The organism is Paenibacillus sp. N119s, assembly GCF_059447605.1.
In genome coordinates, this window is record NZ_JCAJRU010000006.1 from 29720 (window position 1) to 51150 (window position 21431).

14 protein-coding genes are annotated in these 21431 nt (G+C 48.6%); 4 read left to right on the top strand and 10 right to left on the bottom strand.

Going from position 1 to position 21431, the window contains the following annotated elements:
- Positions 1-121: 121 nt before the first annotated feature.
- From AC5V8P_RS01815 to AC5V8P_RS01825, 3 genes are all read right to left on the bottom strand, one after another.
- Positions 122-2797, bottom strand: coding sequence for a PAS domain S-box protein (locus AC5V8P_RS01815; protein WP_063212472.1), 2676 nt, complete (start codon positions 2795-2797; stop codon positions 122-124).
- Positions 2798-3224: 427 nt separating this feature from the next.
- Positions 3225-5387: a glycoside hydrolase family 6 protein gene (locus tag AC5V8P_RS01820; protein WP_064795544.1), complete on the bottom strand. Its 2163-nt coding sequence runs from the start codon at positions 5385-5387 to the stop codon at positions 3225-3227.
- Positions 5388-5974: 587 nt separating this feature from the next.
- Entirely contained in the window at positions 5975-7489 is a 1515-nt protein-coding gene (locus AC5V8P_RS01825) for an alpha-glucosidase/alpha-galactosidase (protein ID WP_064795545.1), read from the bottom strand.
- 217 nt (positions 7490-7706) lie between these two features.
- On the opposite strand from AC5V8P_RS01825, the gene AC5V8P_RS01830 reads away from it, so the two are divergent.
- From AC5V8P_RS01830 to AC5V8P_RS01845, 4 genes are all read left to right on the top strand, one after another.
- Complete coding sequence (locus AC5V8P_RS01830; RefSeq protein ID WP_064795546.1) at positions 7707-8705, top strand: sugar-binding protein; 999 nt, start codon at positions 7707-7709, stop codon at positions 8703-8705.
- Positions 8702-10147 carry a sensor histidine kinase gene (locus tag AC5V8P_RS01835; RefSeq protein ID WP_064795547.1) on the top strand — a complete coding sequence of 482 codons (1446 nt, stop codon included), beginning with the start codon at positions 8702-8704 and terminating at the stop codon, positions 10145-10147. Before AC5V8P_RS01830 ends, AC5V8P_RS01835 begins: the two co-directional genes overlap by 4 nt.
- The gene (locus tag AC5V8P_RS01840) at positions 10122-11459 is read left to right on the top strand and encodes a response regulator (protein WP_064795548.1); all 1338 of its coding nucleotides are present in this window, start codon (positions 10122-10124) and stop codon (positions 11457-11459) included. Before AC5V8P_RS01835 ends, AC5V8P_RS01840 begins: the two co-directional genes overlap by 26 nt.
- Before the next feature lie 226 nt (positions 11460-11685).
- Positions 11686-13086, top strand: a complete 1401-nt coding sequence (locus tag AC5V8P_RS01845; protein WP_064795549.1) for a sugar porter family MFS transporter — start codon at positions 11686-11688, stop codon at positions 13084-13086.
- Positions 13087-13193: 107 nt separating this feature from the next.
- Here AC5V8P_RS01845 and AC5V8P_RS01850 read toward each other — a convergent pair whose 3' ends face one another.
- From AC5V8P_RS01850 to AC5V8P_RS01880, 7 genes are all read right to left on the bottom strand, one after another.
- Positions 13194-14105 carry an AraC family transcriptional regulator gene (locus tag AC5V8P_RS01850; RefSeq protein ID WP_063212479.1) on the bottom strand — a complete coding sequence of 304 codons (912 nt, stop codon included), beginning with the start codon at positions 14103-14105 and terminating at the stop codon, positions 13194-13196.
- A 355-nt stretch (positions 14106-14460) separates the two neighbouring features.
- A complete protein-coding gene (locus tag AC5V8P_RS01855) occupies positions 14461-16299 on the bottom strand; it encodes an ABC transporter ATP-binding protein (RefSeq protein WP_064795550.1) in 1839 nt (612 codons plus the stop codon).
- Entirely contained in the window at positions 16280-18016 is a 1737-nt protein-coding gene (locus tag AC5V8P_RS01860) for an ABC transporter ATP-binding protein (RefSeq protein WP_081276714.1), read from the bottom strand. Before AC5V8P_RS01860 ends, AC5V8P_RS01855 begins: the two co-directional genes overlap by 20 nt.
- A 239-nt stretch (positions 18017-18255) precedes the next feature.
- Positions 18256-19392 (bottom strand): hydroxymethylglutaryl-CoA lyase-like TIM-barrel protein, encoded by a 1137-nt coding sequence (locus AC5V8P_RS01865; RefSeq protein ID WP_064795552.1) that lies wholly within the window; start codon positions 19390-19392, stop codon positions 18256-18258.
- Positions 19370-20134: a HesA/MoeB/ThiF family protein gene (locus AC5V8P_RS01870; protein WP_064795553.1), complete on the bottom strand. Its 765-nt coding sequence runs from the start codon at positions 20132-20134 to the stop codon at positions 19370-19372. The genes AC5V8P_RS01865 and AC5V8P_RS01870 overlap by 23 nt, the downstream gene beginning before the upstream one ends.
- 92 nt (positions 20135-20226) lie before the next feature.
- Positions 20227-20616, bottom strand: coding sequence for a NifB/NifX family molybdenum-iron cluster-binding protein (locus AC5V8P_RS01875; RefSeq protein WP_063212484.1), 390 nt, complete (start codon positions 20614-20616; stop codon positions 20227-20229).
- Positions 20613-21431 (bottom strand): nitrogenase component 1 (locus tag AC5V8P_RS01880; RefSeq protein WP_495473547.1); only part of this gene is annotated, 819 nt, incomplete at its 5' end. The genes AC5V8P_RS01880 and AC5V8P_RS01875, both read right to left, overlap by 4 nt.

Sequence of the window (21431 nt, forward strand, 5' to 3'; positions counted from 1 at the left end):
TAGGTCAACTGTTCTAACTGTACTATCATTAATAGTACAGTTAGAACAGTTTGTCAATCTTTTCTTTGCTGCTTTCTTACAGAAATAGCCGTGATGCAGGTTGCATCACGGCTATTTCTTTTTAGTCTTCCTTTGAATCATAAGGCTGATCACGGTCTATATTCGCAAGCGTCTGCCCCTCTGGCAGCTTTAGGTCCAGCTGGAATCGGAATGTTGCTCCTCTGGCCTCATCGCTGTCCACGCCAATAGAGCCCCCCATTAGCTTGACCAGGTTTTTGCAAATGGACAAGCCGAGGCCTGTCCCTCCATATTTCCGGTTCAATGCCGGATGAAGCTGGGAAAAAGGCTGAAACAATAGATGCTGACGATCTGCCGGGATGCCGATTCCAGTATCGGTTACACTGAACTCAATCAGGCATTTCTTTTTACGGTGGCTGTAGGCCTTTCTCTCCACAAAAATATTTACCCGCCCCCGCTCCGTAAATTTGATCGCATTGCTCACCAAGTTCACCAATATCTGTCGGATACGCACATGGTCACCGACCAGCATTCCTGGTATTTCCTGATCTACATGCCATTCTAGCTGGAGGCCTTTTTCCATAGCCTGCGTCATGAATAGGTCAGCTACACTGCCAACCACTTCCTCCAGCACAAAAGACTCATGCAGCAATGACATTTTGCCAGCTTCGATTTTGCTCAAATCCAGGATCTCATTCAATATCTGCATTAAAGCGTTGCTACTGCTGGTAATAATATCAATATAGCTACGCTGCTCCTCATCTAATTCGGTGTCTGCCAGCAACCCTGCCATACCTATAATGCCATTCATCGGTGTACGCAGCTCATGACTCATCACAGACAGAAATTCAGACTTGGCCCGATCGGCACGTTCGGCCGACTCCTTGGCCCGAATAATCTCCTTTTCATTCGTCCTGTCTACAAAAACCATCACAGCTCCTTTTCGCTCACCGTTATCCATCAAAGGGCTGATTCGGTAGGAGGCCAGAAAACTGGACCCGTCTTTTTTCCAAAATACAGCTTCCTCTGCCTGATAAGAAGCGCCGCTGCGAATCGCTTGCAGAATAGAAGCCTGCTCGTCTGGAAAATGGCTGCCTATTTCGTTAGCATGGCGAATCATGTCTATACATGAACTGTTCAGCGGATTGGCTGAGCCTACGCCGAACATCTCGACAGCTGCCGGATTCATAAAGCGGACATGTCCTTCGGTACTCAAACCCACAATTCCTTCGGATACCGCATTCAAAATGAGCGAATGCTCGTTGCTGAGCTTTTCAATTTGAGCGATGTAGTTTTTAAGAGGGGTCACATTTTCTATAATCCCGTAGCAGCCTACAATGTCCTCTTGCACGAAAATCGGGATATGAGTCATCTTGATGAATAGACGCTCCCCCTCCTTATGTATGAATTCCGATTCATAGGTTTGTGTCTCCCCCTGTCTGGCCAGTTCCATATGACGCTTGATTTTGTCCTGTTCCTCAGAGGAAGCCATTACAAGGAGTTCAGATCCAAGCAGCTCATCCCTCGTATAACCCGTAAGCTGCTCCAGACTTGGATTCACACTCAAAATATGACCTTCCATATCCATAGCGCATATCCCAAGCGGATTATGCTGGAATAGGGACTTATAACGGTTTTCACTTTCACGTAGACGCTGCTCGATTTCCCGATGCTCTGTAACGTCCTGTATCATTCCGACCACTTGAACAGGCTTGCCTGCCTGCTCGTCCATCTCAGCTTCCCAGATCGAACGCAGTACCTTCTGTTCCCCAGTGGGCAATACGATCCGATAAAAGGTTTCTTCGTGAATTCCCTTTAAAATAACGTTGTTGATAATCTGTTTCATCCGTTCTGTATCTTCAGGATGAATCGCCTTCATGAAGGCGTCAATACTTGTTTCAACCGGCTTGACGAGATAGCCAAATATGCTGCGAAATTCCTTGGAAAAATGCATAACATTGTTGACCAGATCCCAATCCCAGGAGCCGAACATCGCCAACTGTTGAGCTTTTGCCAGGTTCTCCTCGCTCTTTTGTCGCTCTGTGATATTCCGGCCAATGGACAGAACCCGCTTGATTTTGCCTCGCTCATCCCGAATAACGCGGAACGATACCTCCAGCCACAAGTAGTGCCCGTCCTTATGACGGACACGCCGCTTCATGATGCCTGTTTCCTTGAACATTCCATGTACACGCATGTAATCGGCATCTTCGACATGGTAAAATTGCAATCGTTTTTTCCCAAGCATCTCCTGTTTCGTATAGCCAAGAAGTTTTTCCACCGAAGGAGAAATATATTGAAGTACGCCGTCTGCCGTGCTGTAGGAGATGACATCCGGCGTATTTTCGGTAATCAACATGTACAAATCCTCATTGTCCGAAAGCACCTGCTCCATGTCCTTTTTCTCCGTGATATCCATTGCATACGCAATCAAATAAGACTGCTCGGTAGCCTCATCATCAAATATGGTTAATTCCAGCGCTAGCCAGACGGTTGTTCCCCGTTTATGCTTTAAACGCAGCTCTGTCTTGTAGACTTGATCCGTTGCCTTTAGCCAGCCTGCATAGGCCTCCCTCAACCCTTGCTGATCCTGAGCCTCATGATACAAAAGATGGTAATATCGGATATCCAGTAATTCCTCCTGCTCATATCCGACCATTTTGCAAAAGGCGGGATTGACGTACAGACACTTCCCCTCCCTCGACAAAATCACGATTCCTGTCGGGGCATGATTATACATATGTTCCAGCAAAGGCAGTCGCCGAGCAGCAGAAAACACAATGAATCTCCTCCTTTGTGGTTCGGCAGTTTTTCTAACTAGCCCTATTTTAATATGAAAGTAATTAAAACATATATGCACAAAGATTGCCGATGCAGGTTCATCGGCAATCTTTAGATTATTTTTTTATACCACCCGGCTAAGAAAATGACGCAAAAATCGCTCTGCGTCTACTTGAAGCGCCACATCTACCGTAGTCGGTGCTTGAGCTTCACTCTCAGTCTAAGATTAACTTTTTGCCCATGATGACCCTCCATTAGTAGAACAGCATTCTTTTTTTTCATTATACACAATTTGAATGCTTATTCCCTTGGTCATCGAATTCTTTATTCGAAGACGTTAAAAAAAGGCTACGGCAGTTGTGCCGCAACCTTTTTAACCATCCATTTCAATTACTCAAGTGTACAATGCAAATTCCACCTACATCCTAAGGCTCGATTCCCCATACCAGCTTATCGTTGTGGAACAACGTAACTTTGTTCCATTCAGCATAAGAGGTTTTGGTTGGATCGAAAGAGTAGTCATTGGATTCATTCAGATTAGACCAGTCGCTATGGTTCATGCGGATCTGAATATCACCTGTTTGCGCCCCAGCAGCAAGCGTACCGGCAGCAGCACTGAAACCGAGTTCAATATACTTGTCTGTAATGGTACGCAGTACGTTATCATTACCTACTTGCGCCCAGTCTACCGCAGATTGCAGCTCTTGGCTGCCATCTTTTGTGAAGTAGTAGCGGATTTTAAGCTCACTCAGCTTCACGGGTGTTGTCCCTTTATTTTTCAGGTTAAAAAAAGGCTTGGCCGCGTTATTCGCTGGATCGGTGTCCCCGGCCCGATACATGACAACCAAATCACCTGCTGGCTCTGTAGGATCAGTAGGGTCGGTTGGATCGGTCGGTGTACCTTTGGGTTCAGCGCTTACCGTTGCGGAATCCTTACTTGTTCCTTTTGCATTCGTAGCACTTACAACATAGAAGTAAGTTGTTCCGTTCGTCAGCCCTTTATCCGTGTACTCTCTTGCAGTAACAAGAGGTGCAACGGTTGTAAAAGGACCTGCTTCGCTAGTGGCACGTTTTACCGTGTAGCTGTCGGCACCAGTAGACGCATTCCAAGTCAGCGTTACTTGGGCATTACCCACAACAGCCTTTAAGCCTGAAGGTACAGCTGGAGCTGTAGGCGCTGGGTCTACACCACCACTGGAAGGCACGATTGCAGGGTACGCATTTTGTACCAGCATTACAAACTGATCATGGAACCATGCTCCTGAAATAGGTGCATTCGGCAAAGCATCCGTTAATGTGCCATCCTTGGTTGTATAGGTAGGATCACACATACGGTCAAAGCCTTTGCCCTCATCGTTCGGAATGAGCGAACTGGAACCATCGGAATCCCCTGGAGGTTTCGCCCAGACATAGGCATCGATATGGCCAGCTGGAGCCGTTTGTGGCGGTGTTCCCATCCCTGCTCCGCTGCTATTACACCAGTTACCACGGTGCGAACGTTTGTCCACACGACCTGAGTTTACATAGGAGTTAATATCATTGCCGACTGCGGAAGTCGGACGGTTAGGTCCCCCCCATCCATTACGGCCGGTATCAATTAACATGCCGAGCGAGCTTGGCCAGCCTGCATTGACAAAATCTCTATGCAAGGACTCTGCGAAATCCGATTCATCGAAATTAGGATTCCATTCGTAGAATTTGGACGATTTGATCGGCTGCCCGCCAATATTCAGGTTGGGATCAGGCAGATTCGGTTCTGTCAACGGTGAAGTATTGGCTGTATTCGTGATAAAGCCATCCACACTGGATAAACCTTTGCTAGTATCTTTGAAGATAGTGGTAAACAGAGATACCGTTGCTGCACGGTTGTTATCCCAACCTAACCAGCCAGAGTGACCGATATCCACGTATTTGTACACATTCGGAATCTCGTTCAGCTTATTCATTGTGTATTTAACGCCAGCCTCATAAATTCCTGTAGATTTGGCTTGTCCACATTGGGGAGTATCCAGATTGGTTACCAGATTTGGCAAACTGTCCGGTTCAATGATCGCTACGATGCGAATATCCTTATATTTGGGATTCGCAAAAATAGAAGCGATTTTGTCAATATAATCCTTTTTGTACGTTTCCAGACCTGCCTGAGTCAACGGCAATTCACCATTGGAAGCCAAGGCATGACAATCCCGTCCAGGCAGATCATACACAATGAATTCCGCCGTAATCGGCATGTTGCCTTTCTTTTGCGCCAATACTTGGTCCAAATGCGCTTCCAAGCCAAGCTTGCCCCCACCACCGTTAATAGCAGCAATACGATCAAGCCATACGGCTGTCGGGAACGTTTTGACCGTTTGCATTTTTGCCTTCAGGTTCGCATCTGTAACCTTGGCAATCGATGTGTCGACACTAGCCGCATAATCAGGGTTAACATATTTTGTCGCTCCTTGGTAAGGATTATCGACATGGGATTCTGCATGTATTTTATCCGTAAATCCTGCACCTGGTAGAAAGCTGCTTGCGACGAGTGATAGCGCAAAAGCATACTTCATTCCTTTACGAAGCACTTGCTTTGTTTTCAATTGCTTCACCTATCTTTCCGTAGATTTTGTTAATCTTCCTATGTCGGCACCTGATTGTTATATGATTAAATGTGTGTTACGCCTACTCTCTTTCCACAAAAAAGTGGCGTTCATAGCTGTAAAAGGTAAGCGCTTTCTATTTGTTCATACGCTTACATTTTCCCCTTTTTGTCACCTCCTATGTTAGATTATAGTGAGCTGGAAATCTCCTGTAAATTGAATAAATTAAGGAGTACATTTATTAATTAGGGCTATGAATTGCCACAACGACGGTTCGGGAAGGCCTCTTTTTTTCTACGATCCGTTCTATCTTTTGTTGAACTTCCCTACTATGATAAGCTCTCAGCGGATTCAAGGTCGACAGTCAAAAAGTCGAATCCTAAAAAACAAGACTGTATTCTTTAATTTCCGTCAGCCCAAATCGACAATGATAAACCTCACGTTACTAGCTACGCTAAAATCGTTAAACCTATCGACAGCAAAAAGAGTGTTCCAGGCCTACGGCCATGAAAACACCCTTCTATCGTTGTACAGTCCACCTCTGCTCATAAACAGGTCCATAGAATGAGCGTTACTGCGATTGTACCAAGTAGCTGTTACGCCTTGCTGTTCTGTACTTTTTCGCGATCCTTGCCTTTGTCGGATTGTCCTGCATTTTTATTGGCGGCATCCCGATCCAGTTGCATTTCTTCAACCGTCTTCACCTTAAGTCGTGCTGCTCCCTCATAAGGCCGGGTTGGAATCAGATCGCCTGCAGCCAAACGTTGGCGCGCCTCGACAATCGCTGCTCCGTATTGCGGCAACCATGCTTCCTGTGCCACTAGCATTTCATCGACCATCTGCCAAATTTCTTTCGGATTACACACCGCGCCCACTAACGGGTCCATCATAAACGCTTGGCGCAGCAGCTTATCGTCACCATGTACAGCCGCTTCGACAGCCAAACGCTGGACGGAAATACTAACATTGCACACGGCAGCAGGACCGAGCGGCAGTTCTCCAACTTGCGGCATAGAAATGCCGTTCCGATCCACATATCCAGGAGCTTCAATAATCGCATCGTCCGGCAAGTTGGAAATCACACCGTTATTCACGACATTAAAGTGCCCCCGGTATACACGTCCTGTTTCCAGGCTTTCGATAATGTATGAGCCGTGCTCTTCACCGCGATTTTCCGCCTTGTACTCCAGTGGCTCTTCCTTCATCCAGTTGGGGAAATCTGTTTCAAACCAGTTGCGTCCTTCCGTACACACACGCAGATAGCCGCCTGTCTCTCCGTTGATCCAGTTCCCCAGATCAATCCAGTCCAGAATTTCGCTCGGACGCTTCCGATACCAAGGTACATATTCACTGAGATGACCATTCGATTCTGTGCTGTAGTAGCCAAAACGACGAAGCATATCGATGCGTACCTTTTCGGTGCGGCTAAATTCAGGATGCTGTTCAAAAGCCTCCAGCAGCCCTGCTGTCAAATCCTTGCCTTTATGCGATGCCTGGACGTACCATGTTTGGTGGTTGATTCCGGCGCATACAATGTCCACATCCGGCTTCTCCAGACCGTACACCTCGGCAATTTGGTGATGCCCATTCTGAACGCCGTGACATAGACCAACCGTACGCACACCCCCGTACTTGTTGCAGGCCCAGGTCATCATCGCCATGGGATTCGAGTAGTTCAGCAATAGCACATCCGGTGCACTTAGCTCGCGGATATCCTTACAAATCTCCAGCATTTCAGCGATACCACGCTGACCATACATGATGCCTCCTGCACATAGTGTATCGCCCACGCATTGATCCACACCGTATTTTAGCGGAATATCCACATCGGTCGCAAAGGCTTCCAGACCGCCGACACGGATTGTACAAATGACATATTTGGCATCCTTCAAAGCTACTTTTCGATCCGTAGAGGACTGTATTTGTATGGACAAACCATTTTCACGAATATCCCGCTGGCACAGTTCAGTAACCATATCCAGATTGTGCTGACTGATATCCGTAAAAGCTACTTCAATATCGTTAAACTCCGGTACCGATAACAGATCTCGCAAAATTCCACGGGTAAAACCGATGCTTCCTGCTCCAATAAAAGCTACTTTAAATGACACGGCATTCAACCTCCGGTAATTAGAATTGTAATATACCGTCATTGTAGCAACATGCCAGTAGAAAACGTTATCAAAATCATGACCAGATTCGTACTTAGGTGTCAAAAATCCTAACTTTCGCATCAACAGATACTGCTTGCCTTGACGATAGCTGCGAATGCTACTTCTATTGCTGTATAATGAGTAGAGTATCTAAATATTCCCAAAGGAGCAAGACATGTCAAACCGTAAATGGACATTTATCCTTATCCCCGTCTTGCTGCTATTTGGCTGGCTGTTGTTTCAGTTCACTCTGTCTTCTTTTCAAATTCATCAATTTGCTGAACAATTGAAGGCGGTTTCACCAAAAGACAGGGGTCCCGATACCAAAGTGGTATTGATATCACAAGAGTTAGATAATTATTACTGGCGGTCCATCGAACAAGGAGCTCGAAAGGAAGCGAAGCAGTACGGTATGCGGCTCGATTATATCGGACCAGACCGCATTAATCCGTCCGAGCAGATCAAATTGCTGGACAAAGCCATCGCCAGTAAGGCGGATGCCATCCTGGTACAAGGGATAAATGATCCGGAGTATCGCCGGTTAATCAACAAAGCGGCCGGACTTGGCATACCTGTCATCACGATCGATACGGATGAGCCGGACTCCCGGAGGCTGGCTTACGTCGGAACGGATAATGAAGGAGCAGGAAAACAGATGGGCGTGCTGTTGGCGAAGGCTTCTGGAGAGCGTGGCGACATTGGAGTGATGATCAGCAACGAGCGTGTGGAGAATCAGCGACTCAGGCTTGCCGGCTTTCGTTCCGTGATCAGCCGCTATCCCAATCTCCACATTGTGGAGATTCGCTCCTCCAATATTTCACGGCTTCAGGCAGCCCAGCAAGCTCAGAACATGCTCACCCGGTATCCGCAAATCCGCTACATGGTCGGATTCAGTGCGCTGGACGGCCTTGGCATTCTGGAGGCCTCAGAACGGCGCGGAGCGCAGAACTTACAAATTTTCGCTTTTGACGATATGGCCGAGACTTTGAAAGCTATCCAAGATCGCAAAATCGAACTGACCATTGTGCAACAGCCAGAGGAAATGGGGGCCAAGGCCATAAAATTGCTAAATGATTATCTAAAGGGGAGCCATCCTCAGGAATTAACATACACCAGAGTATATGAAGTGCATGCAGATACTTCCGACGACAAGTCCGGAGATGACAGACGATGACGATCAGAAAGAAGCTGCTTCTGTTCATCCCTCTTTTAGTTGTGTTTGCCAATATCATCGCTTATTTTGTATTCCAAAGCGGAAAGGTCGTACAACAAAGCTACGATGAAATGCTTGGCCGCATTCTTCTCATCGAGCAAACCTCCGAAGCGGCGGAGAGCAACTTAAATCTCCTATATGCCTTTCTACTCAATCCAAGAGGCGATAAGAGTGTGCAGGGACCGACAGAATACCAATTAAAGCAGTTGAAAGGCAAAATACAGGATGTCTCCGACTCGACCGACCCTTCTTTCGCCGAGGAGGACTACGTGAATCTGTTGTCCACATTTCTGGAACAGAAACAAGCCGCCGTTCTGGATGCAAAGGCACAAGAGCCTCAATCGGCTTTTGAACATTATATTGAAGCGGAAAAAACCGTCAGCTATATTCATGAGGAGGGGCAGCGACTGATCGATGCTGAACTGGCTTATTACCGGCCGATCATCGAGAACATTCGGAACAAGAATGAGCAAATGAATGGATTGGGAGTGGCATTGTTCGGCATGAACGCGCTGATGGGAGTTTTGCTAGCAATCTGGGTCTCGCGCAGCATTACCGGTCCTGTCGGCAAACTTGTCGGACTCGCCAAGCGGATTGCCACAGGTGATCTGGATATCAAGCCCCAACCGCGGCGGGATGACGAACTAGGCGTATTGGCAGACGCCATTTCGCAAATGTCTGCTGACTTGAGCATCCTCATCGAAAAGGATAAACAGAGTCTGGAAATGCAGCGGCTTGTAAAGGAGCTAGAGCTGCTGGCCCTGCAAAATCAAATTAACCCACACTTTTTATTCAATACCTTAAATGTGCTCTCCAAACTGGCGATCCTGGAAGGGGCGGAGAAGACCAGCGACCTGATCGTTTCGCTGTCCAATCTATTACGGTACAGTCTGCAAAAGCTGGACAAACCTGTAACGCTCAAGGAAGAACTGGATCATATAGGCGAATATGTAACCATCCAGCAGGCACGTTTCCGGGACCGAATTCGCTTTGATCTTCACTTTGACGCCTCTGTACTACAGCAGCAGATTCCGGCCCTGACGATCCAGCCGTTGATTGAAAACGCCTTTCTTCATGGTGTGGCGGATATGGAAAACGGAGCTATTATCACATTGACGCTGTCGAGAGTTGACCAGGATGTGCAAATCGAAATTTCAGACAATGGAAAAGGCATGGCGGAGGAAACCCGACTGTCCGTGCTTCGTCTTGAGGGCAGAGCTGAAAGCAGTAGTTCAACGGGACTTGGAATGCAGAACGTGTTTAGGCGGTTGCAGTTATTCTACGGAAAAGAAGGAATGGTTGAAATCAGTAGCAGTACCGGACGAGGTACTACCATAACAATACGAATTCCAGTCAAGCAGGAGAGTGAGCAGACGAATGTATCGGTTGTTAATCGCGGATGACGAGGCTTTGGAAAGGGAAGGACTGGAATTAACAGTGGAACGAGCGATGCCAGGGGTATTCCGGTTTATTCATGCCGGCAATGGCCGCATGGCAATCGAATGTGCGGAGGAGCACCGTCCCCATATTGCCATTCTGGATATCAATATGCCCGGAATCGACGGGCTTGAGGCGCTTCGTGAATTAAAGGAACGTCTTCCCGATACCCGATTTGTGCTCGTCACTGCCTATGATTATTTTGCCTATGCCCAAGAGGCGCTCTCTTTGGGCGTAAAAGAATATATTCTGAAGCCGGCAAAGCGAGAACTCATCATCGGCACACTGAAACGACTGATTGAAGAAATTGAGTGCGAGAAGCGGACACGTACGGAGGAATTGGAGCTTAGGCACAAAATTTCACAGCTAATGCCGCTCGCAGAAAATGAGCTGGCCCTAATGCTTATGGTCGACCAGACGGTGGATTCGAGTGCTTCCCAGCTGTCGGAATGGCTGGACTTCCCTCTTGATCAGGGAAGCGCCATCATTGCCGCCTTTGACGGATATACGGACGAGCAGGATAAAAAGAAAATTTACGACCATTTTCGAAGCTATGTAAAAACACATGGTCCAAATTCCATTGTAAGCTCCTTGATTGACCATCATGTAGCCGCTTTTTTACAAAAGCCGCCTACTACCAGCCAAGACGACTGGCGGCAACTGATTAAACACCTTGTTCAGCAGCTCTCCGAGCTTGCTCACCAGCAATTTGGCATCAAGGCGGCTATTGGAATCGGATCGCTGCATAGCGGCGAGGAAGGACTTCGCAAGTCCTATTTCGAAGCTGTTTTTGCCTCTACCCTACGCAAGCGCGATGGAGGTTATTGCTACTTTGACGAACTAAAGTCGTCAGAGACTGGAAATGCATCCGTGCCTGCCGTCAAAGCGGAGAAAGGAATGCTTCAGCAAACGTACGTCATATCAGCACTGCAACGGATACGCGAACAGCGAGAGGTTCAAACACACACTATGCTGGGCAGGGCAAAAATGTATATTGAGGAACGGTTTAACGATGATCTTTCACTGGAAGAAGTGGCTGATTTCGTCCATTTGAATCCTCACTACTTCAGCAAAATCTTCAAGCAGGAATACGGAGAAACGTTCATCGACTTCGTAACCCGGCTAAGGATTGATAAAGCTATTGCTCTGATCAAGGAGGGCAACCTTGCGCTTAAGGAAATCAGCTTTGAAGTGGGTTATAAGGACCCGAACTATTTTAGCCGCGTCTTTAAGAAGATAACGGGCGTTCCTCCTACAGAGTTCAAAGGCCAAAAATAGCAGAAATTCATCCATGTCGACCCTCGACATGGATTTTTTTAAGCTCAAATGACAAGGTAATGCTAGCTTCGGTCCCTTCATCTCTAATTCGGGAATCGAAGTCAAAATCGTGCATGAAAAGGTCCGTTTATTGAAGACGATCACCGACCTTTCTTTTGAAGGTGCGTGTTATACTTCTCCTCGAAGAACGGAATGAGGTTCTAGGAATCTGAGGGGAGATGATCATATGGGAGTAATCATCCATAATGAAAGCGCTAAACAGAAAGCGCTTCAATCAGAAAAACCCAGTATGCTGTTTGTGACATTGGTGTCCATCGTAGCTGCTCTTGGAGGCATACTGTTCGGTTTTGATATCGCGGTTGTTTCGGGGGCAGTTGAATTCCTACAGCAGCGTTTTTCGCTGAGCGAATTTCAGGTTGGTTGGGCGGTGTCGAGTCTGATTGTAGGAAGTGTTACAGGAGCGGCTCTCTCTGGCTACATGAGTGAAAGGATCGGCAGAAAAAAGGTATTGCTGGCTGCTGGATTTTTATTCGTTGTCGGCTCGATTTGCTCTGCGATTCAAGATTCGTTCACCGGGTATGTTATCTTTCGCATGATCGGCGGCGTCGGCATAGGAATCACTTCCACCATTTGTCCGGTGTATAACGCAGAGATCGCTCCCGCCAAATACCGAGGCCGTTTGGTTGCTTTAAATCAGCTGGCCATCGTAACGGGCATTTTCCTGGTTTATTTTCAAAATTCGTGGATCGTCAGCTTAGGGGATGAAGCCTGGGGTGTCTCAACCGCCTGGCGCTGGATGTTCGGAGTGGGAGCCGTTCCCGGACTAATCTTTATGCTCTTGATGCTCTTCATACCCGAAAGCCCAAGATGGCTGATCAAACAGAATCGACCTTATGAAGCCTTGCCGATTCTGCTAAAAATTCACGGTGAAGAAGCCGCTAAGCAGGAAGTGCGTGATATCAAGGAATCGTTCAAAAATGAAAACAACTCATTTAAACAATTGTTCGCGCCCGGTATTCGGGTTGCTCTCTTTATCGGTATCGCGCTCGCTGTTATGCAGCATATTACCGGCATTAATGCCATTTTATATTATGCGCCGGTTATCTTTAAAGGAATGGGACTCGGTACGGACGCTTCTCTGACCCAGACCATCTGGATCGGGTTGATCAATGTGTTGTTTACCATCGTGTCCGTATGGCTAATCGACAAAGTGGGGCGAAAGGTTCTATTGATGATCGGCACCTCGTTAATGACCCTCTGCTTGATCATTATTGGAGCCGCATTCAAAATGGGCTTAACTACCGGACCACTCGTGCTGATCATGATATTGATCTACGTGGCCTCTTACGCCATATCGCTTGGACCAATCGTATGGGTTATGATCTCGGAGATCTTTCCAAACCGCATTCGCGGCAAAGCAGTCGCCATTGCTTCGATGGCATTATGGGCCGGCGATTATCTGGTGTCCCAGGCATTCCCTCCCCTGCTGGGTTCAGCCGGTCCGTCCAGTACCTTTTGGATATTCGGAGCCATTTCGTTGTTCGTCGTAGTCTTTATATGGCGCAAGGTTCCCGAAACCAAGGGGAGATCACTTGAACAGATGGAAAATATGTGGCTCGGAAAATGACACTATTTTAGCTCTCAAGAAGCCCCACACGTGCTATAATGCTTGAAATCACACAGCCTCTGAATTCATACAGACCTAATCGGTAAGGGTTCAGAGGCTTCTTGTTATTAGCTTCCTCCCTCCTCCCCATAGTTCCTCACATCGCGCTCGACGGCAGAGCGGTATTCAACAGGGGTTTGACCTGTGTGCTTTTTGAACAACATGTGGAAATACTGTCTACTGGCGACGCCAACATAATCAGCAATTTCTTGTATAGGAATGTCCGTTTGCTGAAGCAGCATACAGGCCTTGTCCATTCGCAGCATCGTTAAATATGCGGTAAGCGTTAGCCCTGTATGTTTTTTGAAAATTCGATGCAAATACCCCGGGTGCAGATTGACGGCCGCGGCCATGTCCTTGACTGCAATATCCCGATCATAGTTCAGATGAAGAAATTCAATGCATCGCTTGATGTACAAATCTGTTTGCTGCGTATTGCTGCGCTCTGCTTCTTCCCGCAGACGTGCAATTCGTACGAGCAATTGCATAAAAAGCATTTCTGCCATGGCACCTGGCTGTTCTTTACGTTGATCCAGCTCCAGCACGAGACTTTTCAGCGCATAATATACCTCTTCCGGGTCTGATAGCACCAGATACGGGAATGGACGCGACATAAAGGCCGTGAGCTCCTGCTCCTCCGCAGCTATTTGTTGGATAGACGGTCCTACCCTCACCCCTTCCTTAAAGCCAAACTCTACATTCAGCATCCGGCACGGTTGTTCTCCTTCCACCACCAACCGATGTGGGACACCTGCGTCCAGCATAATAAACTCGCCTTTGCGAAGTGTAATGCTCTCTTCCGTATCTTCTCCGGTTTGTACATCTACCCTGCACAAGCCGGAAATCATATACATGATCTCAGTGGAATGATGATCGTGATAAGACATCGTATAGTCACGCCATTGCTTGTAATAGTAAGCAAAAAAACGGGGAATATAATCCCCGTCCCGCAGTCCTGGCTCAAACAGACTTCCGTTCATCCCCGCACCTCCGCGAAATAGATCAAGCTAATATGGCAACGTATATTACTTTAATTAATCCTTTACTCTGTGTAAACCATAGTTGAAATAGAGGCCATTGTAAATAAAAATACAAACCTGACGAGCCAAGCTCATACGAAACTAGTCTCATTATGCCGGATTTACCTATTAGGCTTCCGTTGTGCAAACTCTTGTAACATCCCTCTTATTTGTTCTACCAATATAGCAAGTGCTTTCTTAGGCGAACCTGTGTCTAGGTATATTTCGATGTTGCATACCCGTAAAAAAGGCATATTTAGAAAAGGAGTCTCAAGGAGTCCTTTCTAAATATGCCTGTAGATCTGATCGAGCCAGCTTACGAGCTTTGTTTTCTTAACTGACCATAATATAAATCACTATAAAATCCTTTGTGAGCCAGCAACTCCTCATGAGAGCCTTGCTCGTCCAGACGGCCGTCCTTTAAGACCAAAATCCGGTCAGCCCGACGTATGGTATTTAACCGATGCGCAATGACAAAACTTGTACGCCCCTGCATGAGCCGTTCCAGTCCTTCCTGGATTTTCATCTCGGTGATGGTGTCAATGCTGCTGGTCGCCTCGTCGAGGACCAGGATGGAAGGGTTGGCCAAGATCGCACGAGCAATCGCCAGCAGCTGTTTTTGACCTTGGCTGATACCGCTGCCGTTCGCTTCCAGCACCTTGTCGTATCCGTCCTTCATCCGCATGATAAAGGAGTGGGCATTAGCCAGCTTCGATGCCTGTTCAACCTCCTCATCGGTGGCTTCCAGCCTGCCGAAGCGGATATTTTCGCGAATGGTCCCTTGAAACAGGAAGGTGTCCTGTAGCACAAATGCCATATGGGAACGCAAGCTTTCACGTTCTATGGTCGTAATGTCGCGCCCATCCAGCGTAATCGTTCCCTTATCTGGGCTATAGAATCTGGAAAGAAGCTGGATCAGTGTCGTTTTTCCTGCTCCAGTCGGACCGACCAGCGCGATCATTTCACCTGGTTCAGCTTCAAAAGAGATGGCTTCCAGCGTAGCGCTTCCCTCATCATAACCAAAGGAAACATCCGTAAACCGTACAGCTCCCTCTACATGCTTCAACTTGACTGCGCCGTGTTCATCCTTGGACTCTTCATCTTCGTCCAATATTTCAAATACGCGCTCAGCTCCGGCAATAGCGGATAACAGTGTATTCCACTGGTTAGCCAAATCGTTCAGCGGTCTAGTGAACTGGCGAGCATATTCTACAAATACGATAATCGTCCCGATAGTAATCGAGCCGTGAATGGCCAAAATTCCACCGATCCCTGCTACAATGGCAAAGCTAAGATTATTCAGTCCGTTCATCAGCTTGGGGATAAAGCCAGAAATCGTTTGCGCCCAGAAGCCCGACAGCCGAATACGATCATTACGCTCACGAAAACCACGGATGACTCTTTTTTCCTGTGAAAATGCTTTAATAATCTGCTGACCAGACAGCGTTTCTTCAATGTATCCGTTCAGTTCGCCCAAGTTTTTCTGTTTTTCCTTATATAAAGGCCCGGTGCGGCGTGTAATCCAGCGCATTCCGGCTGACATTAACGGCACCACGATAAAGGTTAGCAAAGTCATTAGCGGGCTTAACCACAGCATCACCGTGAGTGTACCGATCAGCGTCAATATACTGGAAAAAATTTGAATGGCCGAGCTGTTCAGCGTAGAGCTGACATTTTCGATATCATTGGTCAGACGGCTCATGATTTCTCCCTGCTGACGTTTGCCGTAGAAAGGGATAGGGAGTCGATGCAAATGTGAAAACAGATCGAAACGCATGCGGTACACCGTCTCTTGAGCAATCTCAATCATCCAGATATTTTGCAGCCAGGAGGTCAGCGAATTCAGCAGATACACAGCCGCTAATCCGAGGAGAAAATAAATCCATGTGCGCCCACCCGGACCTTCGAGAAAATCATCCACCGCTACGCCGACCAAATATGGTCCCAGCAACGACAGCCCGGAGCTGAGCAACACCATGAACAATACCAGCATTAGCTTGGCCTTGCGACGGGCCAGATAAGCCCAAATTCGCCCTACCGTGCCAGACCAGTTCTTCGCTTTGGCCTTGCGTCGTCCTTTAGCACCTGCCGGGTTTCGCAGTACACCGGATTCCGGTGTAGGTTGACGGAATGGTTCAATGAGTTCCTTGAGCATGCGACTCCTCCTTTCCGTATTGTGATTTATAGATACGTCGATACAGTTCTGAGCTGTTCATGAGATGCTCATGATCTCCGCTAGCGATCAGGCGTCCCTCATCCAGCAGTAAAATCTGATCTGCGGATGCCGTCGAGCTGATCTTCTGCGTAATGAGAAATGTCGTACAGGACAGGCCATCGAGTGCATTCAGCAATGCTGTTTCCGTCCCCACATCCAGCGCGCTTGTGCTGTCGTCCAGAATCAGCACCGCGGGCTGGCGCACCAGTGCGCGGGCAATCGAAAGCCGCTGCTTCTGTCCGCCGGACAGATTCACGCCACGCTGCCCGAGCATGGTGTCATAGCCTTGCGGCAAGCGTTCAATCATAGGATGGATTTGTGCCATGCGTGCGGCTTCCTGAATCTGCTCCAGGCTAGCATTTTCCAGCCCCCAAGCAATATTATCCCTGATCGAGCCTGTGAATAGCAGTACCTCTTGAGGGACATAACCAATCGCCTCACGGAGAATGGCCCCATCCAGTTCACGAGCGTCCTTTCCGTCAAAGCGGACATAACCTTCATCTTCTTCATACAGACGTGTAATCAACTGCACCAGTGAGGATTTGCCCGAACCAGTAGCCCCCATAATAGCGATCCGCTCGCCCGGCCGTGCCCTAAAGGAGATATCCTTTAATACAGCCAAATCACTGCCCGGATAATGAAAGCTCACCCCATCCATTTCCACCTGTCCCTCAATCCGTGTGTTAGGTGTTGGAACAGCCTCCAACTCGCGCCCCACTTCATTAGGCGTTTCCAAAACCTCTCGAATCCGCCCTGTGGATGCAGTTGCCCGGGAAAATACTACCACGATACCGGACAAGGCAGACAAAGCTCCAATCGTCCGCAAAGAATAATTGACGACTGCAACCACCTGTCCTACACTGGCATCTCCAGTGGAGATTTGAGCGCGCCCAAACCAAAGCACTGCAATAATCCCTACATTCATCGTAAATAAAATGAACGGCATTGTCGTTTCTGTCCAGCGTAGAGCGGATACCGTCCCTTTCATCAACTCGCTTCCGTAATGGGCAAAGCGTTCAATTTCATGCCGCATCCGCACAAAAACCCGAATAAGCCGAATGCCTGTCAGATTCTCCTGGATTACTCCATTAACATCATCCAAGCGCCGCTGAACACCCTTAAACAAAGTGACCGTCCTCCGCATCATTACCAGCACAAATACGAACAACACCGGAGCCATAACCGCCAGCAGCAGCCCAAGCCTAAAATGTACAACCAAGGCCATTATAATACTGCCGATGACCACCAGCGGAACCCGTGTCATAAATCGCAAGCTCATAAACACCGTATCTTGTACTTGCGTGACATCTCCCGTCAGGCGGGTAATCAACGACGAAGTAGCAAACCGTTTGAACACTGGATAAGAAAAGGATTGCACCTTTTGATACAGCTTTTCCCGCACATCATAGCCAAACCCCTGACTTGCATGCGATGCAAAAAAGGAGCTGGATATTCCCGCCATAAAAGCGATCACAGCACTGCCCACCAGTACACCGCCCCATAACCAGACGACAGGCAAATCCTGCTGCCGAATGCCCTCATCTATGATTTTGGAGATCAAATACGGCTGCGATAACTCTACCGTCAGTTCCAGCAACATCATCACGAGCGCCGCGATAGCTGGAACCCGATATTTTTTTAGAAAAGAGAACATCATTCCCACAAGCATTCCTCCAATTGCCCATAGCCGTCCTTCCAGATCAGCGCCTAATCGTTGTATGAATTCAAAGTGGCGTAATACCATATACGCACTTTATATAGCACTATATTTTATTATACCCTTCTGAACGGCTTCGTTTAACCAGCAAATTGGAGACTCCAGTTGCAGGGTTAAAAAACATACAAAGAAAGCGTTCCAGTCACGGTCACACTTACCGGACGGGAACGCCTTTTCAGTTATTTTGGCAGCTCTGCTGGATAATACTGCAGCCAGTGCTTTAAGTCCGTGCTGCGGATGACCCGCTTGGGGTCTTCACCGACTAGGCGAAGCCGCTCCAGCAGGAAGTTGATTTCACCAGAACCTGCTTCAATTCCTTCCTGCTCCAGTATATATTGAACTGCACTTCTGCCCGAATGTTTGCCGAGTACGAACGAATGGTCGGTGCCTAGCTCAGACGGATCAAGGGCCTGATAGGCGGCGCGCTCCTTTAGCAGACCGTTGATATGTATGCCGGATTCATGGGCGAATATCATGTCTCCCACAATTGGCTTGCCTTCAGGAATGGTTCGGTTAGAGGCTTTGGACACCAGTGCAGCCAGCGGGTTCAGCAGTTCGGGACGAACACTGCAGGTTCGTTGATATAGGTCCCTCCACGACATCACTACCTCCTCCAGCGCTGTATTACCCGCTCTTTCCCCAAGTCCCGACACCGTGGTACTGGCCCAGACAGCTCCCGCCTGCAAAGCTGCCAGAGTATTGGCTAGCGCCAGGCCATAATCATTATGACAGTGGATCTCAAGCTCCATATCCTGCGGCACACGCGATACAAGTCTGCCTATGCGAGCCGCTATGGCATCGGGATGGTGAACGGACAGCGTGTCGGCATATCTTAAGCGCCGGATACCATCCCTGTAAAGCTGATTCGCCAACTGCTCAAGGAACAGGCCATCTGCCCTTGAAGCATCCTCAAAGCCTACAGAAACAGTCAATCCTTTACACTGACCGTAATTAACAGACTTGCGGATCAGATCCGTCACCTGCTCAGGATTCATGCCCAGCTTGGCCTTCATCTGCACTGTCGACACAGGAACCGAAATATGGGCCCATCCGACACCTGTCGATTCAGCTGCATCAATATCAGTGAACACCGCGCGATTCCAGGTCATTAACTTCATCTGGAGTCCGAGAGCAGCAATCCTGGCAATAGACCTGCACTCCGCCTCTCCCATTGCCGGAATTCCGATCTCAGCCTGCTCCACCCCCGCCGAGTCCAGCATGATGGCAATTTCAGTTTTCTCCTCAGACGAAAAGGCAACGCCCGGAGCCTGCTCCCCGTCACGAAGTGTCGTATCACAAATATGCAACCGACTCATCTGTATCCCCTCCTGTTCCGCAGCACGGACAATGCGTGTTGCGTTTGACCGCTACGGTGTAGCTACTCATATCCAGCACATTCATACGGTACATGCGGTCAGTGAACAGATTGCCCGCTTTTGTAATCCATTTGATCGCTTCCAGTGCAGCCATACAGCCAATCAAACCGGAGGTGGCTCCCAGGACCGGAAATCCCAGAGGTTCCCAAGGTTGCCCTCCTTCCGGATAGAGACATTCCAGGCATGCTGTCCTACGGGGATCAATGGTCATCAATGATACTTCATAGGCGTACATGGCCGCTTCTATCATCGGTCTGCCATGTCGAACACATAGTCTGTTGAGCGCATATCTTTCTGGAAAGTCATATCGCGCGTCAATCACGATATCCGCTGCTTCTACCCATGGTCCAGAGGATTCTTCCGTGATTCTGTGGGCGTGGCCCTCAAGCTGTGTCTCAGGATTGATACGGTGCAAGTGCTCCAATGCCGTCTCCATCCGTTCCTCCCCGATTCGTCCGCTGTCCATCAGCACCTGCCGATTCATATCGGGCAGATGGATTACACCCTCATGGGCCAATATCAGCTTTCCGACTCCAGCAGCGGTCAGGTACATCGCTGCTGTCCCTCCCAACCCTCCGATGCCTGCAACCATAACAGTAGCCTGCTTTAGCCTGTTCTGACCCTCTACTCCCAGTAGCTTCAACTGGCGTCCGTATCTACTGTCTTCCAGCAACTGTACCATTCGTCCATCCCCTTCATGTGCGGTTCCGCCCTTAAGATATTCGGTCCGCAGGATCTTGACATCATATATGGTTGCCCTTCCTTACAAGATGTTCATGATTCGGCTTTGCCGGTGCCCTCCTCAGCATGCAGGATTTTGGCAAGCCACATGGGCGGATTACGAGCCAACATATTCTGGAGACGCTGGACCTGCTCCTCAATGGTGCTACCGAAGGCCACCTTCACAGGCATAATGGTCCGTTTGGTAACCTGTGCGGCGGCCGAAGCGCCAATTTGTACCAGGAAGATCAAGGCACAATCCTCGATCAGGCCAATTCGGCTGGCGATCTTGCCCGCCTCATTCTCATCGCTCCCCAGGGCTATCCGCCGATGCTCCAGAAACTGAACGCCTGAGTGCCGGATTTCGAATACAGTGAACATAGGACTCTGTCCAAAATGAGCATTCACAAGCACACCGTCTTCTGTCGCAAATGCAACCTTCATCCTCCTCTCCCCCTCTCAGCAAGCACATTGCCCACCTTGTTCACCCATTCCATGGTTCCACGGTATCCGACGCTGACGGATGTGTGGGCGCCTAGCTCGTCATACACCGGCAAGCCTGCCGGTACAAATGAGGCCCCGGCTCGTGCCGCTCCCTTTCTTCCATGTGAATTACTGATCCACAAATCGACACCCTGTGCGTGCTCCTCTGCATCATCCATATCACCAATCCAAACTTCCCGTTCTGTCTTTTGCAGTGCGGGTGTGCTGCAGGGTGTAATTAGCCGCTTCAGTTCCACTCCCATCTCCTCCAACCAGGCAGCGGTCGACAGCAGATGATCCGGTTCTAGCGCTACTACAGCCGAAGCGCCGGAATAATAGAAATGGGCATCCAGCATGCTATCCAACAGATTTTCACGCTGCCAGCGAAATCGAACGGGGACTGGCTCGTGGCTGATTTTCTGCAGAAAATGTATGAACGCATCGCTTGCCGTCAAGCCAGACAGACCAGGAAACAAGTGGTAGGGAATGCCTGCGGCATGATCCAGCCTACGTGCCGGACGTTCCATGCTCGCGCCAATGGCAATAGTGCTGGAAGACTCCAGCATCTGGCAGGCTGAATCCAGTGGAGTTCCCCCCCTCGTCAAAGGAGAAAAGCCTGTCAGCAGGTGACCGGACAAGGAAGTGGAAATATCGGGAAGTGTAATAACCTCCAGGCCGAAGGAAGCAATAATATCTTTGATTTCCATGACATCTCCGGCAGTCAGATAAGAAGCCGGCAGCAGATTGACCTGCGTCCGGCGCTGTTTTTTGGGAAA

What these genes read in the sequence shown, in the direction of transcription:
- AC5V8P_RS01830 (WP_064795546.1), top strand. Translation starts at nt 7,707, where the DNA reads ATGTCAAACCGTAAATGGACATTTATCCTTATCCCCGTCTTGCTGCTA.
- AC5V8P_RS01835 (WP_064795547.1), top strand. Translation starts at nt 8,702, where the DNA reads ATGACGATCAGAAAGAAGCTGCTTCTGTTCATCCCTCTTTTAGTTGTG.
- AC5V8P_RS01840 (WP_064795548.1), top strand. Translation starts at nt 10,122, where the DNA reads ATGTATCGGTTGTTAATCGCGGATGACGAGGCTTTGGAAAGGGAAGGA.
- AC5V8P_RS01845 (WP_064795549.1), top strand. Translation starts at nt 11,686, where the DNA reads ATGGGAGTAATCATCCATAATGAAAGCGCTAAACAGAAAGCGCTTCAA.
- AC5V8P_RS01850 (WP_063212479.1), bottom strand. Translation starts at nt 14,105, where the DNA reads ATGAACGGAAGTCTGTTTGAGCCAGGACTGCGGGACGGGGATTATATT.
- AC5V8P_RS01855 (WP_064795550.1), bottom strand. Translation starts at nt 16,299, where the DNA reads ATGCTCAAGGAACTCATTGAACCATTCCGTCAACCTACACCGGAATCC.
- AC5V8P_RS01860 (WP_081276714.1), bottom strand. Translation starts at nt 18,016, where the DNA reads ATGATGTTCTCTTTTCTAAAAAAATATCGGGTTCCAGCTATCGCGGCG.
- AC5V8P_RS01865 (WP_064795552.1), bottom strand. Translation starts at nt 19,392, where the DNA reads ATGAGTCGGTTGCATATTTGTGATACGACACTTCGTGACGGGGAGCAG.
- AC5V8P_RS01870 (WP_064795553.1), bottom strand. Translation starts at nt 20,134, where the DNA reads ATGGTACAGTTGCTGGAAGACAGTAGATACGGACGCCAGTTGAAGCTA.
- AC5V8P_RS01875 (WP_063212484.1), bottom strand. Translation starts at nt 20,616, where the DNA reads ATGAAGGTTGCATTTGCGACAGAAGACGGTGTGCTTGTGAATGCTCAT.